The organism is Yoonia maritima (assembly GCF_002933395.1).
Lineage (GTDB): Bacteria > Pseudomonadota > Alphaproteobacteria > Rhodobacterales > Rhodobacteraceae > Yoonia > Yoonia maritima_A.
The window spans coordinates 815,318-831,323 of sequence record NZ_PKFN01000007.1 but is presented as its reverse complement, the minus strand read 5'-3'; the positions used below and the strand labels follow the sequence as shown (position 1 = coordinate 831,323).

General features: G+C 53.1%; 12 protein-coding genes. 8 read left to right on the top strand and 4 right to left on the bottom strand.

Annotated elements, in window-relative coordinates; all coding sequences use genetic code 11:
- The first annotated feature begins 77 nt into the window (after positions 1-77).
- Both guaB and CYQ09_RS05590 read left to right on the top strand, forming a co-directional pair.
- On the top strand, positions 78-1,526 hold the full coding sequence (guaB, locus tag CYQ09_RS05595; protein ID WP_106744386.1) for an IMP dehydrogenase: 1,449 nt from the start codon (positions 78-80) through the stop codon (positions 1,524-1,526).
- Entirely contained in the window at positions 1,526-2,308 is a 783-nt protein-coding gene (locus CYQ09_RS05590) for an MBL fold metallo-hydrolase (RefSeq protein ID WP_106744385.1), read from the top strand. Before guaB ends, CYQ09_RS05590 begins: the two co-directional genes overlap by 1 nt.
- 34 nt (positions 2,309-2,342) lie before the next feature.
- Here CYQ09_RS05590 and CYQ09_RS05585 read toward each other — a convergent pair whose 3' ends face one another.
- Positions 2,343-3,059, bottom strand: coding sequence for a hypothetical protein (locus CYQ09_RS05585; protein WP_162617572.1), 717 nt, complete (start codon positions 3,057-3,059; stop codon positions 2,343-2,345).
- Positions 3,060-3,270: 211 nt separating this feature from the next.
- Here CYQ09_RS05585 and CYQ09_RS05580 point away from each other — a divergent pair, with 211 nt between their 5' ends.
- Positions 3,271-4,431 carry an RsmB/NOP family class I SAM-dependent RNA methyltransferase gene (locus CYQ09_RS05580; protein WP_106744383.1) on the top strand — a complete coding sequence of 387 codons (1,161 nt, stop codon included), beginning with the start codon at positions 3,271-3,273 and terminating at the stop codon, positions 4,429-4,431.
- A 112-nt stretch (positions 4,432-4,543) separates the two neighbouring features.
- Positions 4,544-6,814, top strand: coding sequence for an ATP-binding protein (locus tag CYQ09_RS05575; protein WP_106744382.1), 2,271 nt, complete (start codon positions 4,544-4,546; stop codon positions 6,812-6,814).
- Between the two features lie 4 nt (positions 6,815-6,818).
- On the opposite strand, the gene CYQ09_RS05570 is transcribed toward CYQ09_RS05575, so the two are convergent.
- From CYQ09_RS05570 to CYQ09_RS05560, 3 genes are read right to left on the bottom strand one after another with little or no spacing between them, the layout of a single operon-like run.
- Positions 6,819-7,796: a glucokinase gene (locus tag CYQ09_RS05570; protein ID WP_106744381.1), complete on the bottom strand. Its 978-nt coding sequence runs from the start codon at positions 7,794-7,796 to the stop codon at positions 6,819-6,821.
- An 8-nt stretch (positions 7,797-7,804) separates the two neighbouring features.
- Positions 7,805-9,127 carry a GH1 family beta-glucosidase gene (locus CYQ09_RS05565; RefSeq protein WP_106744380.1) on the bottom strand — a complete coding sequence of 441 codons (1,323 nt, stop codon included), beginning with the start codon at positions 9,125-9,127 and terminating at the stop codon, positions 7,805-7,807.
- A gap of 1 nt (position 9,128) precedes the next feature.
- The gene (locus CYQ09_RS05560) at positions 9,129-10,160 is read right to left on the bottom strand and encodes a LacI family DNA-binding transcriptional regulator (protein ID WP_106744379.1); all 1,032 of its coding nucleotides are present in this window, start codon (positions 10,158-10,160) and stop codon (positions 9,129-9,131) included.
- Positions 10,161-10,439: 279 nt separating this feature from the next.
- Between CYQ09_RS05560 and CYQ09_RS05555 the strand changes: the two genes are divergently transcribed.
- From CYQ09_RS05555 to CYQ09_RS05540, 4 genes are all read left to right on the top strand, one after another.
- Positions 10,440-11,795: an ABC transporter substrate-binding protein gene (locus tag CYQ09_RS05555; protein WP_106744610.1), complete on the top strand. Its 1,356-nt coding sequence runs from the start codon at positions 10,440-10,442 to the stop codon at positions 11,793-11,795.
- Between the two features lie 81 nt (positions 11,796-11,876).
- On the top strand, positions 11,877-13,103 hold the full coding sequence (locus CYQ09_RS05550; RefSeq protein WP_106744378.1) for a carbohydrate ABC transporter permease: 1,227 nt from the start codon (positions 11,877-11,879) through the stop codon (positions 13,101-13,103).
- Positions 13,103-14,254, top strand: coding sequence for a carbohydrate ABC transporter permease (locus tag CYQ09_RS05545; RefSeq protein ID WP_106744377.1), 1,152 nt, complete (start codon positions 13,103-13,105; stop codon positions 14,252-14,254). The genes CYQ09_RS05550 and CYQ09_RS05545 overlap by 1 nt, the downstream gene beginning before the upstream one ends.
- A gap of 90 nt (positions 14,255-14,344) precedes the next feature.
- Positions 14,345-15,997 (top strand): alpha-glucosidase, encoded by a 1,653-nt coding sequence (locus tag CYQ09_RS05540; RefSeq protein WP_106744376.1) that lies wholly within the window; start codon positions 14,345-14,347, stop codon positions 15,995-15,997.
- Positions 15,998-16,006: the final 9 nt, after the last annotated feature.

Genomic DNA, 16,006 nt, shown 5'->3' with positions numbered 1-16,006 from the left:
CAACGCTTTGGGGCTTTTGCTGCTTGCCTATCCATGCGATAGCGCAGTGCCAACGATGCCACCCAAGGAGACGGTTGATGGAGATTCGCGAGGCGCTTACCTTTGATGATGTGTTGTTGGTGCCGGGGGCATCAAACGTGATGCCATCTACGGCTGACACACGCACACATGTAACCAATTCGATTGCTTTGAATATTCCGGTTTTGTCCAGTGCGATGGACACAGTAACCGAAGGACGGATGGCGATTGCCATGGCCCAAGCAGGCGGAATGGGTGTTATTCACAAGAACCTAAATGTTGAAGAGCAGTCCAAAGAAGTACGCCGTGTAAAGCGCTTCGTATCTGGGACCGTCTATAACCCGGTCACATTGCGCCCCGATCAGACATTGGCGGATGCCAAGGCCCTGATGGAACGTTACCGCATCACCGGTTTCCCGGTTGTAGGCGAGGGCGGCAAGATTGTTGGCATTGTGACAAACCGCGACATGCGCTTTGCCCAAGACGACAACACACCGATCAGCGTCATGATGACGACCAAAGACCTTGCGATTTTGCAGGAGCCTGCGGATCTGGACGAAGCCCGTTCACTGATGCAGGCCCGTCGGATCGAAAAGCTGCTGATCACGGATACGGCTGGTAAGCTGACAGGTCTGCTGACATTGAAAGACAGCGAACAGGCGGTCCTGAACCCCATTGCATGTAAAGATAGCCTTGGCCGTTTGCGTGTCGCTGCGGCGTCTGGCGTTGGCGATGCTGGGTTTGAACGCACACAGGCGTTGATCGAAGCGGGCGTTGACATGGTTGTGATCGACACCGCGCATGGCCATTCAGAAGGTGTGGCGCAGGCCGTAGAACGGGTAAAGGCACTGTCAACCGACGTGCAGATCGTTGCGGGTAACATCGCTACGGGCGAGGCGGCCAAAGCCTTAATCGGTTCGGGCGCAGATGCTGTTAAGGTCGGTATCGGCCCTGGGTCCATTTGTACGACGCGTATGGTTGCTGGTGTTGGCGTTCCTCAGTTGACTGCGATCATGGATTGCGCGGCGGCTGCGGGTGACGTTCCTGTCATCGCGGATGGCGGCATCAAATTCTCGGGCGATTTTGCAAAAGCAATCGCCGCGGGTGCGTCCTGTGCGATGGTCGGTTCAATGATCGCAGGCACAGACGAAAGCCCGGGCGAAGTTATTTTGTACCAAGGTCGGTCGTTCAAGTCATATCGTGGCATGGGCAGTCTTGGCGCAATGGCGCGTGGTTCTGCTGATCGGTATTTCCAGAAAGACGCGGCGAGTGATAAATTGGTGCCGGAAGGTATCGAGGGTCAAGTGCCTTACAAAGGTTCAGCAAGCGCGGTTGTTCATCAACTGGTTGGCGGTTTGCGTGCGGCGATGGGCTATACTGGCAACGCCACCATCCCTGAAATGCGCAAAAATTGCAATTTCGTGAAAATCACAGGCGCTGGTCTGAAAGAAAGCCACGTGCACGACGTGCAGATTACGCGCGAAAGCCCGAACTACCGGATTGGTTAATGGAACACATCGCACACCATAAGGTCGAAGGGGTAGACGTTTTCTGTCTGACCGATGGTGGGCTGGAGTTTCCGCCTAAAATATTTCCCGGCGTAGAAGAACAGCGCCGGGAAACGCTTTTGAAGGATGCAGGCCTAACCGGCGTGCAGACCGTATTCAACTGCTACGTGTTGCGGTTTTCTGACGGTCGCATCGCTATGGTGGATACTGGTTGCGGCGCGGAATTCGGCGAAAAGGGCGGGCGGATGCGTCGCCTTTTATCTTGGCTGGGTATTTTACCTGAATACGTGTCGCGGATTATCTTTACGCATTTGCACAGCGATCACTGTGGTGGCGCGGTGACTGGTGATGAATTGACCTTTCCAAATGCCGAGATCACGCTGCATGTCCGAGAAGCTTTGCACTGGAGCGGGAAAGCCTCTGTCGCTGGACGATTGTTGGATCGTGTTTCCTCTGTTCGTACAGTGCGCGGTGGTGACGATTTGGGGGATGGCATCACTGTGTGGTCATTGCCGGGTCACACGCCTGGCCATATAGGGCTGCGCTTGGGAGATTTGGCGCTTGTTGGGGACGTCGTGCACTCAGAGGCGCTTCAGTTGCCTGACCCAGCCACACGTCCAATCTATGATGAGGACCCGGACCTAGCGATCCAAAGCTGTAATCTTGCGCTGAACGCGATTGTTGATGACGGACTTGTGTGGTCAGGCTGTCATATGCTTGGCCCTGAAAAATTCGCGCGCCTCGAGCGGCAGGGACGGGGATTTACGCGGATGTCACTTTGATGCTGACGCATCAAGACGCCCGCCGATATGAATGTCAGCGTATAGGCTGATCGTGGAATGATTGCCGTTGTTTCGCGGCATTTGCATTGCGGCGCAGGACAAATTTTAGCGCTGCAAGTGCGATTAAGAGCAGCGCGATGCAATTGAGCATTTGCGAAAAGGTCATTTCTTGGGATGCGCGCGGTGCAAGTGCTGCGGCACGGCCACTGACCCAAGGCTCAATGTAAAAGAACCGAGACGCCCGCTGAAGGCCTTCTTTTTCAATCGCTTCAAGTGCGACATCGTCGTAGGAAACAGTACTTTGGTACGCTCCGTTAAAGTGAAATACTGGTCCGAGCTTTCCTTGATCATGGATATTTTTGAATATGCAGCCAAGAAATTCGTCAGCGTCTGAGTTAGGGGTAACGATTGCGGCTTTTACTTCGCGCTCTGATCCGTTGGCTTGTGGATCAAACAACAGCCACATTGCTCTTGCGTTGCTGTCCTCGCCCTCTCCTCTGTGTAGCCGATAGTTATAGTTGGTGTTGATCTGCGCTGCGATGTTGATCTCGTTTGCGAGCCCGATATCATCCCAAGTGAAGTCACCCAGCGCAATTGGTTTCGGGGGAGGCGCGGCAAGGGCCGCCGCACGCGTTTCTGCAGCGGCGATCTGCCCGTCGCGTGAATTCATTCCGAAGTAGATCGCTATGGCCGCCAACACGATGTAGCCTAGTGGTGGAAGTCTGAAAAATAGATGTAATAAAGGCTGCACGAATACGCTTTCTTGGATAGTAGATGGTTTTATGTTTCAGCTAAAACATGTCAAGAATTTGTCCCGCGTGGCGAATTTACGTATCGATCAAAAATTTCCCTGACGTATCTTTGAAAGTTGGGAAACCGTGGTTATACCGACCCTCTCGCTCTTGATCGTGAAGGTTTTTGATAATGTCTGCCCAACATCAGCTTTCGTCTAGGTCACAGCCATGACCCCCGGTGCACGTGTCGCTGCCGCAATAACTATTCTAGATGTGATACGCGAAGGCCAAGCGGCAGAGCAGGCGCTGACAAGTTGGGCGCGTGGAAGCCGATTTGCTGGATCCAAAGATCGGGCCGCTATCCGCGACCACGTATTTGATGTGCTGCGTGCACGGCGTTCGTTAGGTGACGGGACTGGGCGCGATCTGATGATACAGCTTGTTCAGCGTGATGGCTTATCAATAGACGCCCTATTCTCGGGTGAAGGGCATGCACCCGACCCGCTGACAGAGACAGAGCGCGCGAATCTAGATACGCCTGTGTCGTTGTCGCCGGCTGCGATATGTGATGTGGCTGACTGGCTCTGGCCGCATTGGAAAGACAGCCTTGGCCGAGCCTTTGAAAGCGCGGCTTTTGCCCAACAGGCCCGTGCGGACGTATTTTTGCGGGTGAACCAGCGCCGTGCGACCGTACAGGACGCAATGGATATGTTGTCAAAGGACGGTATATCGGTTGTGCCTCATCCCAACATCGACGGTTGCTTGCGCGTGACTGATAATCCGCGCCGCGTTAAAATCGCTGAGGCGTTTGTCGATGGCATTGTCGAATTGCAGGACGCGTCGTCGCAATTCGCGATCAACGCAGTGACCGTTTCCGAAGGGGCGCGGGTGCTAGACTATTGTGCGGGTGGCGGCGGTAAGGCGCTTGGCTTTGCTGACAGGTATAACGCTGCTGTGTTCGCACATGATATTGCGCCAGCACGTATGAAGGATTTATCGACGCGTGCTGCGCGGGCTAAGGTTGAAATTACGCAGGTGGCGACTGATAGTTTAACCAACCACGATAGATTCGACGTTGTGTTTTGTGACGCGCCATGTTCCGGCAGCGGGACGTGGCGGCGAACGCCTGATGCAAAGTGGCGACTTACCCAAGAGAGGCTTGATACTTTGAACGCGATGCAGGCCGAGGTTATCGCAAGCGCCGCTGAACTAGTCGCCGATGACGGCGTATTAGGCTACGCAACCTGTTCTGTTCTGTCTTCCGAGAATGATGGAATTGTTGATGCGTTTTGTGCGACGAACCCGGACTGGCAAAGTGTGCAACGCCATCAGCTGTTTCCAGGACCTGATGGAGATGGTTTCTATTTGAATTTATTGCGTAAATTCTAAGCAGCCTCTTTTCGCGGATGCGTCGTCACGGTACGCATTAAGGATTGGTTAAGCATTTCTAAGCTAAGCCAGTCCCGAGCGAGCAGTGAGGTTGATAGTGTCCGCAAATCAAATGGTTAATGTTCCGCGATTGTCGCCGATCATTCCAATATCGAGACGTCTTTTGTGGTGTGGTAGTGCCGGATTGTGCCTCGTTGCGTCAGTCTTAGCACCTGACATCGCGCTACGGCTTGGCTTGATCGCCTTAGGCGTCGGGCTTGGTTACATCGGTATGCGACCGTCTGGGATTGAACAACGTACTGCGCGGCTTATCGCGCATGACCCAGATCATGCCTTTATCACGGATAGGCTTGGGAAAGTTGGATACACCAATCATACTGCGGTCGGTCGCTTTGGCGATTGTCATGGGCGTAGGCTGTCTGATGTGTTTGAAAATCTGATTGCGGACCCCGTTTCGCTGCTCGACCGTATGCAGCGCGCAACAGAGCAACAGCATTCATGCAAAGAATACATCATTACCCGGCGGGCACATTTTCGGCTTCGCATATCTAAACTGGACCAAGAACAGTTCTTGTGGCGGCTAGATGAGCTGGGCGGTATTGACGCGATCCAAGGTGAAGGGCTGATGTTTCCGTTGGTCACGGCAGCCTCTGATGGTGTGATTTCGCATCAAAACAAAGCCTTCCGCGAACTTTATGGCGGATCTGTGAATCACCTGCGAGATGTGTTCGATGAACTGCCGCTAATGTCAGGCCAAACCGTATCAATGAAAACGCTTACTGGGCGTGTTTCCGTTGTCATCGCTGAAACCAAAGGTCAGGCAGGGCGTCGCGATATTATCGTTATGCCATCTGATAAACTGCCCAAAGTGCTGCCAACGCTTGGTGCGGGATGGGATGCAATCGAAGACTTGCCTGTTCCGCTTTTGAAAATCGGTGCAGAGGGCGCGATCCTTGCATCGAACCGCGAGGCGCGGCAGCTACTCGGGATGGAGCTTTCGCGAGAGCAGCGAATGGCTGACGTCCTAGACGGGCTAGGGCGTCCGATCAATGACTGGCTGCGTGAAGCTGCAGAGGGGCGCGGCGGACATGTATCACAGTTCTTACGGGGGCGCGCAGATCGCCAAGGTACTTTTGTTCAAGTGACGCTCAATATCGCGGGTAAGGCAAATGATCCTCATTTGATCGCTGTCTTAAACGATGTCACTGAACTAAAAACGCTAGAAGCCCAGTTTGTACAAAGCCAAAAAATGCAGGCAATTGGTCAGTTAGCTGGTGGTGTCGCACATGACTTTAACAATTTATTAACCGCAATTTCAGGGCATTGCGATTTGTTGTTGCTGCGCCATGATGAGGGCGATCAAAACTACGGCGACCTTATTCAGATTCACCAAAATGCTAATCGCGCGGCAAGCCTTGTCGGGCAGTTGCTTGCATTTTCACGAAAGCAAAACCTACAACCAGAGGTCATTGATCTGCGTGACACGCTGTCCGACCTGACCCATTTGTTGAACAGGCTTGTCGGTGAGAAGGTTACGCTGTCGCTGCACCACGATCCGGCATTGGCGCAGATCAAGGCGGATAAGCGCCAGCTTGAACAAGTGTTGATGAACCTCGTGGTGAACGCCCGGGACGCGATGAACGGTGCAGGTGAAATTCAGGTCGAAACTGAAAACCTTGTCCTGACAGAACCGATGATAAAAGACCGCGCAGTGGTGCCGCCCGGCGAATATGTATCGGTCAAAGTTATTGACGAAGGGCATGGGATCGCCCCAGAGAAGCTCCCTAAAATATTCGAGCCGTTCTACACCACCAAGCGTACAGGTGAGGGGACAGGGCTTGGGTTGTCGACGGCCTACGGCATCGTCAAGCAAACCGGCGGCTATATTTTCGCAGATAGCGAAGTTGATAGTGGGACTGAATTTTCCTTGCTGTTTCCAAGCTATGATCTGCCGGTGGCAGAGCCTTTGGCAACTGTCGTTGATACCGCTGAGCTGATGGCGCAGCCTGTTGATGGTGTTGTGCTCTTGGTCGAGGATGAAGCACCGGTGCGTGCGTTTGCATCACGCGCATTGCGTTTGCGTGGCTACACCGTGCTAGAGGCTGACTGTGCTGAAGCTGCGATTGATTTGCTCGCTGATCCTGAGCTGCATGTCGATCTGTTCGTCACGGATGTGATTATGCCCGGGATGGACGGCCCAACATGGGTGCGCCAAGCGTTACAGCAGCGTCCAAACACAAAGGTTGTCTTTGTTTCTGGATATGCAGAAGATGCATTTGGGGACGGCGAAACGCGTATCCCCAATTCTGTATTTCTGCCAAAGCCGTTCTCTCTCAATGCATTAACGCAAACAGTTCAAGCACAGCTAAATGACGCGGCTTAGGTAACTAGTGACCTTTAGAAAGGCTTACAAGGTGCGCAGCTGAGCCTGTTAAAGCGGCATAGTCATCGTGAACAACATGTACGCCAAAATTGGTCATAAAGCCTGCAAAGCGCCCCTTATCACGGAATGCGTCGCCAAACCCTAGCGCAGTCAAATGTGCTGAGATCGCACGTGCAACGCCACCAACCAAATATACCCCACCAAAGGGTAACTGGATCAGGGACAGGTTGCCGCAAACGGTCCCCAAAATACGGGTAAACAAACGTGCCGCTTCGATCGCGCGTGGGTCTGTTCCATTGTCACAGTGTTCCATGATGTCTTTGGCTGACAGTTCACGCGGATCGTCGGCCTCGACACCTAAGAAGGCATAAGCGCGTTCAAGCCCACGTCCAGAAAGAACGTCTTCGACGGCAGGAAAGCCATGTGCTGTGGAAACAAACTGGCAAAGACGCAGTTCCATTTCGTTGCGGATCGGTAAATTCGCATGTCCGCTCTCAGATGGGGGGACAACGCGTCCGTGTTCAAGATCAAACACAGGCGCTGCGTTAAAGCCTGTTCCGACACCGACAACCAGCTTTGCCGCGTTGTCGGGTACTTCAGGCCCTTCAAGCACGGTTTGGATGTTTTCTGGGTCAAGGTGCCCCAAGGCGTGTCCTTGCGCCTGAAGGTCATTCAGGATCGCCACAGTTTCAGCGCCAGTCGCACGCAAAAGCGTATCTTTGTCGATGGTCCAATCGAGGTTGGTCATCGTCGCCTCGCCGTCGCGTACAGGGCCTGCTACGGCCACACAGGTTGCGATTGGGTCAACGTCACCTTCGTCACTGATGTATTGACGCAATACAGATTCCAATCCGGGGAATTTGCTGTTGCTGTAGCGCCGGATTGTATGTGTTAGAACTTTCTTACCATCGGCAAGCGCGACACGGGTGTTTGTGCCACCAATATCAGCGACGAGTGAATAGATGTTGTCTGGGTGGCTCATGGGGGGACCTAACGCGCGATAGCTGTTTTAAGTGCGTGATAAGACGCTTTTGGCGTCCGCTTCAAGGTGTCAAAATCAACATGGATCATGCCGAAACGTTTCTCATATCCAAACGCCCATTCATAGTTGTCGAGAAGGGACCAATAGAAGAAACCTTTGACGTTTGCGCCTTCTGCGATGGCGTGCTTTGCGGCCATGATGTGGTCTGAAACATACTGCATCCGAACCGGATCAAATACAGCGCCATTTTCAACGCGGTCGTCCCAGGCCATCCCATTTTCGGTCACATAGATCGGCATATCACCCACATAATCCTGCGACATACGGGTTAGAACGTCTTGCAGCCCTTCTGGATAAATTTCCCATCCCATTTGCGTCAGATCTAATGTTGGCTCAGCCGCTTTTAAGCTTGGCCATACGGTATCGGGGTCGTGTACGATTTCATGCCGGGTGTAATAGTTTACACCAAGCCAGTCCATTTTTTGACTGATCTGGGTCATGTCGTCTTGCCAGCCAGCAGGCATATGATCGCCGAATCCATCAAGAACCTCTTGGGGGTAGGTACCTTTGGTCGCAGCTTCGATGAACCAGCGATTATAGATCGCGTCTTGTAGGTTTGCGGCGGCAATCGTGGCGGGTTCATCATTCGCAGGCGGGCTATGTTCAAAGTTCAGAACGATACCGCAATTATCCATTCCTTTGGCGCGCAGCCGTGTCATGGCCTCACCATGAGCAAGCATGATGTGATGCATCGCGCGCGCGGTCGCGCGTAAGTCGCGTAGTCCCGGCGCATGGTGGCCAAGGAAATGCGATAGGAATGACACGCACCATGGTTCGTTGATGGTTGCGATGGATGCCATTCGGTCGCCGATTTTGTCGGTGATGACATCCGTGTAATCGCCAAAGTACTTGGTCGTGTCCCGATTGGTCCAGCCGCCTTTATCAGCAAGCGCCGAGGGAAGTTCCCAATGATAAAGTGTTTGGAATGGCTTCAGCCCGCGTTCGAGGATCGCGTCGGTCAAGCGGTCGTAGAAATCTAACCCTTCGGGGTTCACTGTGCGCCCGTCCGGCATCACGCGCGCCCAAGATGTTGAAAACCGGTAGGCGTCCATCCCGGCATCTTTGAGCAGATCAAGATCCTCTGGGTAGCGGTGATAGTGGTCGCAGGCCAGCGCACCGTCTTCGGCGCGGATAACATTGCCCGGCGTGGCTGCAAACGTGTCCCAATGGGTTGAACCTGCACCACCAAATTTGTGACCTTCGATTTGATAGGCGGCCGTTGCAGCCCCAAAAAGAAAATCCTTTGGGAAATCAGAGCGTTTAAAGTCCATCTTAATCCTTTCGGGGGGCAGGGCCCGTTGACTGCCCAACCACAAATTCACATTCAAGAATGACGCGTTGTGGCGGTTGCATTGTGTGTTGGATTGTATTCAAAAGCACCTCTGCCAGTCGTCGTCCGGCGGTGCGCACGGATGATCGTGTCGCGGTGAAAATCGGGGTATCGCCCCCGTTTTGTAGGTATGACAGAACGTCATCGTGGGTGATGACCGATACGTCTTTGCCCATAGTCAATCCGTGATCTTCGATCGCTCGGCGCACACCAAGCGCGCTGATCAATGACGCACAAAGATAGGCTGTCGGGGGATTGGGCAGCGCAAGCTGCTTGTAAGCAGCCTCATATCCGATGATCTCGGTCATTTCGTTAGAACACATCAATGCGGTGTCAATCGGAATGCCATGAGAGCGTAACGAGGCTTCGTATCCGCGACGGCGCCGATGCGCAAAGTCCATGTTTTCAAGGCCGTTAACGAGCGCGATCCGGCGATGGCCCAGATCAAACAAATAATCCGTCGCTTGCTCGAAGGCTTCGTGGTTGTTCACGTCCAAAAACGTATATGGCAGGTCGCAATGTGTGACCTGGCCGTGTACAGCAAAGGGCAGCCCAAGGTCGTTTAACAAAGCAATGCGCGAATCGTCGATCCGTGGACCGTGCACGATGACACCATCAACCGCGCGCCGGGATTTTAGGCTGCGGTAAATTTGTTCCTCGTTTTGGTCGTCAACAATTGATAAGATCATTTCAAAACCGTTGCGCGCGTATGTTTCGCCCGCGCCGGCAATGAAATCACCGAATACGGGGTTCACCATCTCGTGCTGGGTGGATACGGGAATAACGTGGCCAATCGCCAAAGCACGGCCTGTTGCAAGGCCTTTGGCGCGCGTGCTTGGATGATAATTGAACTCTTTTGCGGCGCGTTCGACCCGATGACGGGTAGCCGCGCTCACCTCTGGATAGCCGTTTAGCGCGCGGCTAACCGTTGTTTGGCTCAAGCCAAGGTTCTTTGAGAGCTCTTTAAGGTTCATCGTTGTTCAGTGTGCCGTTTGCATAGTGTGTTTTTGCAATAATAGCCCAATTTTTGGGCGCAATATTGCGGCGTAATCGTTTCAGTAGTCAGCATTTTGTTAAATTCCAAGTACTTTTTCGATTGAGGCTCTTGTTGACTTTGGTTCGCTGTTGGCGGAGTGTAAACAAATCCAAAGCGCTTTGGGAAGCATTGATTCCCATCGTGTCCGGACGAAATGAATGCACGTCACGTGCTTTTTAGATTGCGTGCCGCTTTGGCGCGAATGGGAGGACAATCAATGAAAACGAAACTTTATGCAGGTGTTGCAGCTGTTGCTTTGTCAGCTGGCATGGCCCACGCAGGCAGCCACGTTGAACTAACACCGGGTGAGGGTGACTATACTTGGGATAGCTACAATGATTTCGCTGCTGCAAACGATTTTGCCGGTGAAAGCGTTACAGTGTCCGGCCCTTGGTTGGGCGCTGAAGCTGACAATTTCTCTAACATGACAGCCTTGTTCGAAGCCGCAACAGGCGCAAGCGTATCGTATGTCGGTTCTGACAGCTTTGAGCAGCAGATCGTTATCGACGCCGAAGCCGGTTCTGCGCCAAACGTTGCTGTGTTCCCGCAACCAGGTCTGGCGGCAACAATGGCTGCACGTGGTTTGCTGACACCGCTTCCCGCGGGCACAGGTGACTGGATTGCAGATAACTATGCTGCGGGTTCTTCTTGGGTTGATTTGGGCAGCTATGCAAACGCAGACGGCGCAACAGAAGCTTACGGCCTCTTCTTTAACGTCAATGTAAAATCACTGGTTTGGTACATCCCGGAAAACTTTGAAGATGCGGGTTATGAAGTTCCGACAACAATGGAAGAGCTGCTCGCCCTTTCTGACCAAATCGTTGCTGATGGTGGTACACCATGGTGCATCGGTCTGGGTTCGGGGGCTGCAACAGGTTGGCCCGCGACTGACTGGGTCGAAGACATCATGCTGCGCACTGCGTCATTGGAGACATATGACGGCTGGACAACAAACGAAGTTGCATTTGATGATCCTGCTGTAATCAACGCGATCGAAGTGTTCGGCAAATTCGCACGTAACGACGCATGGGTTGCTGGTGGCGCTGGCGCTGTTGCAACAACCGATTTCCGCGAAAGCCCAAAGGGCATGTTTGACAGCCCTCCACAGTGCTACATGCACCGTCAGGCGTCGTTCATTCCTGCGTTCTTCCCAGAAGGCACAGAGCTTGGCGAAGATGCTGACTTCTTCTACTTCCCATCTTTCGAAGCCGAAGATTTGGGTAACCCGGTTCTAGGTGGCGGTACATTGATGGCGATCACATCTGCATCTGATGCGACAAACGCATTCATGGAATTCATGAAACTGCCAGTCGCACACGAAGCAATGATGGCCCAAGGCGGCTTCTTGACGCCACACTCTGGCGTGAACACAGCAACCTATGCTGACGACACGCTACGTGGTCAGGGCGACATCCTGCTGAACGCGACATCTTTCCGCTTTGACGGTTCTGACCTGATGCCGGGCGCTGTTGGCGCAGGGTCTTTCTGGACTGGTATGGTTGACTACACAGGTGGCAAAGACGCCGCCGAAGTAGCCTCTGATATCCAAGCGTCTTGGGATGCGATCAAGTAAGTCATTCTTACTTGTGCGGTATGGGACAGCGCAGCACATGCTGCGCTGTCCTCCACAATTTTACCCGGGGGGGGACAGACGATGCATCCGGCGTTACAGGGTCTTCTGACTATTTTTCTAGGGGTAGGTGGCTGTATCGCCTATTTCTACTTTTCCAACCAATTCTTGGATAAAGTTCTGTTTCCTGCAAAAGGAGATAATGCTGGCCGGAACATCAACCGCGCCAACATGGTGCGTCCTTGGTTGTTTCTATTCCCCGCAATTTTTGCCCTTGGTCTTTACCTCGCTTATCCCGTCTTCGCGACGCTGTGGTATTCATTGACGGACCGTGATCAAGGCGGCGCATTTGTTGGGTTGGCCAACTATCGCCAGATGTTTGACGACCCCAAATTCTGGGAAGCTGTTCAAAACAATATGCTGTGGCTGCTTGTGGTGCCTGCTGCATCGACTGCGTTTGGTTTGCTTGCTGCGCAACTGACTGACCGGATCAAATGGGGCTCTATCGCGAAATCGCTCATCTTTATGCCGATGGCGATCTCCTTCGTTGGTGCTTCGGTGATTTTTAAACTGATCTATGACACGCGACCCGTTGCCCAAAGCCAGATTGGTGTGCTGAATGCAGTTTGGTTGCAATTTGATGGTGGTGTCGGGTCGTTCTTGATCCTGCGTTTGGTGCCAGGTCTGTTGATGATCTGTGCTGCCGCTGCTGCATTATTTGTCGCGTGGGGCATGATCCAAGCGGCCCGCACTGGCAAAGGCGGGAGCCTCGCAACTGTGATGCGTGCGATTGGCGCTTTGATCCTTACCGCTATTGGGTTTGTCGCGCTTTCATTGGCTTATGGGGCCTTTACCAAGACGTTTGATTACGGTGTGCCGCAGACGTGGCTGACAATTCCGGGCTGGAACTCGTTCTTCTTGATGATCGTACTGATCTGGATCCAAACCGGTTTCGCGATGGTGATCCTGTCCGCTGCGCTGCGCGGCATCCCCGAAGAAACAGTTGAGGCCGCAATCGTCGATGGCGCGAACCCGTTTCAGGTTTTCTTTAAAATCAAGATGCCACAGATTTCTGGGACGATTGTGGTCGTTTGGACCACGATTACACTGGTCGTTCTTAAGGTCTTTGACATCGTGTTCGCGATGACAAACGGTCAATGGGAAACCCAAGTTCTGGCCAACTACATGTACGACAAACTGTTCCGGGCAAATGACTGGGGCCTTGGATCAGCGAGCGCGATGGTCATCATGTTGCTTGTGTCACCCATTCTAATCTGGAACGTCTATAACGCCCGCAAGGAGATGCGCTGATGGATAATATTGCTGGCAGCAAGTCCTCTTTAACGTGGATCGTACACATCTCTGTGGCGCTTCTTGTGGCACTATGGTTGTTCCCAACCGTTGGTCTTTTGGTGTCGTCATTCCGGACGACTGATCAGATATCAAGCTCTGGTTGGTGGCAGTCACTGTTCCCGACGGAACAGAACGTCACACTGCGGACAACCGATCCCGACGACGAAGGTGTGCAGACACTTGTAGACGGCGTTTATACAATCACAGGCAATTTGTTTGAAGAAGCCGGCGCGGAAATCAGCGTCTGGGGGTCATCGTCACGTGCGATTGATGCCTATACGGCGGGCGAAACAGTTGACCTTGGTGATGGCGAAACGATTACGGTGCAAGCAAACGGCGATTACGTCTGGACCGGAACAGAAGAATTATCCGGTCGTGGGCAACGTGTTTTTGCAACAGCGGAAACACCGCCAGAGTTCACGTTAGATAACTATAAACGTGTGCTGTTCAGCGGGTCATCGACAGACAGCATGGCCAAAGCGTTTTTCAACACGCTAACCGTCACAATCCCTGCTACGATCATTCCTATCGTTATTGCGGCCTTTGCTGCCTATGCGCTGGCTTGGATGGATTTCCCAGGTCGTGCGATTCTTATCGCGCTGGTCGTTGGGTTGCTGGTTGTGCCGCTGCAACTTGCGCTGATCCCGCTGCTGCGCTTGCACCTGAACATCGGTATCGGCAAGGGGTATCTGGGGGTCTGGCTCGCGCATACTGGCTTTGGGCTTCCGCTCGCGATTTATTTGCTGCGGAACTATATGGTCGGATTGCCGCGTGACATCATCGAGAATGCCAAGGTTGATGGCGCGACTGACTTCCAGATATTCACCAAGATCATTCTGCCGCTGTCGTTTCCCGCCCTTGCGTCATTTGCGATTTTCCAATTCCTGTGGACTTGGAACGATCTACTGGTGGCCAAAGTATTCTTGATTGATTCAACCGGGCAAACGACGGTGATGACCAACCAAATTGTCGAATTGCTTGGGACGCGGGGTGGTAACTGGGAAATCCTTGCCACGGCGGCCTTTGTGTCCATCGCCGTGCCGCTGGCTGTGTTTTTTGCCATGCAAAAATATCTCGTGCGCGGTCTATTGGCCGGTTCGGTTAAGTAAACCTGTCTTGGGGCGGTCCCAAGGCTTTCATCAAATCCACCCAGTGGCTTCGCGGTCGATCGCGAGGCTGGGTGTAGTAGGAACGACACTATGACTACGGCTCTTGCCACAAAACCTGTAAACGCCAACGACAAAGATTGGTGGCGCGGTGCGGTGATCTATCAGATTTATCCGCGTAGCTATCAGGACAGTAACGGTGACGGCATTGGCGATCTTTTGGGTATCGTTCAACGGCTTCCGTACATCGCGTCGCTTGGCGTCGATGCGATCTGGATTTCACCATTCTTTATGTCGCCCATGAAGGACTTTGGCTATGATGTAAGCGACTATTGCGATGTTGATCCGATGTTTGGGTCCTTGGCGGATTTCGATGCGGTTATCGAAACGGCACATCGACTAGGCGTGAAGGTCATGATCGACCTTGTGCTAAGCCACACCAGCGACCAGCACCCGTGGTTCATCGAGAGCCGTGCGAACAAGACAAATGATAAATCCAATTGGTATGTGTGGGCAGACCCGAAACCAGATGGGACCGCTCCAAACAATTGGCTTTCGATCTTTGGTGGCTCTGGCTGGCAGTGGGATGCGCGCCGCGAACAGTATTACATGCACAACTTTCTTGTGTCGCAACCTGACCTGAATTTCCATGAACCCGAAGTTCAGGAGGCGTTGTTAGACGTGGGCCGTTTCTGGTTAAATCGCGGTGTTGATGGTTTCCGTCTGGATACGATCAATTTCTACATGCACGACGAACAGTTGCGCGATAATCCCGCGTTGCCGCCAGAACGCCGGAACGCAAACACTGCGCCAGCGGTGAACCCGTATAACCACCAAGAACACCTTTACGATAAAAACCACCCAAAGAACGTTGAGTTCCTGCGCCGTTTGCGTGCAGTAATGGAACCCTTTGGCGCGGCTGCGGTCGGAGAAGTCGGCGATAGCCAGCGTGGTTTGGAAATCTTGGGCGAATACACGCGCGGCGATGATCTCATGCAGATGTGCTACGCGTTTGAATTTCTTGCGGCGGATATTCCTACGGCTGATCGCATCGTTGAGGTGATGGAAGAAGTCGACACGGTGGCTGGCGAAGGCTGGGCATGTTGGGCGTTTTCCAACCACGATGTGGTGCGCCACGCGACACGGTGGAATCTTGCCCCCGGTGCGCAACGGATGTTCACAACATTGATCATGTGTTTGCGCGGTTCGGTTTGCATCTACCAAGGCGAAGAACTTGGCCTACCAGAGGCCGAAGTCGCATTTGAAGATCTGCAAGATCCATATGGCATCGAATTTTGGCCTGAATTCAAAGGTCGTGACGGGTGTCGTACCCCAATGGTTTGGACTCCTAACAGCCAAAACGGTGGCTTTTCGGATGCAAAACCTTGGCTTCCAGTCGCGTCCGAGCATTTGCCTCTTGCCGTGTCAGCACAAGAAGACGAGCCGGGCGCGCTTTTGCATCACTATCGCAAAGCAATTGCATTTCGCCGTGCCCATTCGGCGCTAAGCCAAGGTAGCCACGATAAATTGCGTGCCAAGGGTGACGTTATCTATTTCACCCGGACCGGCGGGGAGCAGACGATTTTCTGCGCATTCAATGTAAGTGAAACACCATCCGATTTTGATTTGCCAGACGGCAACTGGACCCCAATTGGGGCCGAGTTAGGAAGCGCACATGTTTCAGCGGATGGACGTTTACATCTTGGCCCATGGCAGGTTTGCCTTGCGCTGAAGACAGATATTTAAGGGAGTGAG

Bases quoted from the DNA above. Each gene is read 5' to 3' on its own strand.
- guaB (WP_106744386.1), top strand. From the start codon at position 78: ATGGAGATTCGCGAGGCGCTTACCTTTGATGATGTGTTGTTGGTGCCG.
- CYQ09_RS05590 (WP_106744385.1), top strand. From the start codon at position 1,526: ATGGAACACATCGCACACCATAAGGTCGAAGGGGTAGACGTTTTCTGT.
- CYQ09_RS05580 (WP_106744383.1), top strand. From the start codon at position 3,271: ATGACCCCCGGTGCACGTGTCGCTGCCGCAATAACTATTCTAGATGTG.
- CYQ09_RS05575 (WP_106744382.1), top strand. From the start codon at position 4,544: ATGGTTAATGTTCCGCGATTGTCGCCGATCATTCCAATATCGAGACGT.
- CYQ09_RS05570 (WP_106744381.1), bottom strand. From the start codon at position 7,796: ATGAGCCACCCAGACAACATCTATTCACTCGTCGCTGATATTGGTGGC.
- CYQ09_RS05565 (WP_106744380.1), bottom strand. From the start codon at position 9,127: ATGGACTTTAAACGCTCTGATTTCCCAAAGGATTTTCTTTTTGGGGCT.
- CYQ09_RS05560 (WP_106744379.1), bottom strand. From the start codon at position 10,160: ATGAACCTTAAAGAGCTCTCAAAGAACCTTGGCTTGAGCCAAACAACG.
- CYQ09_RS05555 (WP_106744610.1), top strand. From the start codon at position 10,440: ATGAAAACGAAACTTTATGCAGGTGTTGCAGCTGTTGCTTTGTCAGCT.
- CYQ09_RS05550 (WP_106744378.1), top strand. From the start codon at position 11,877: ATGCATCCGGCGTTACAGGGTCTTCTGACTATTTTTCTAGGGGTAGGT.
- CYQ09_RS05545 (WP_106744377.1), top strand. From the start codon at position 13,103: ATGGATAATATTGCTGGCAGCAAGTCCTCTTTAACGTGGATCGTACAC.
- CYQ09_RS05540 (WP_106744376.1), top strand. From the start codon at position 14,345: ATGACTACGGCTCTTGCCACAAAACCTGTAAACGCCAACGACAAAGAT.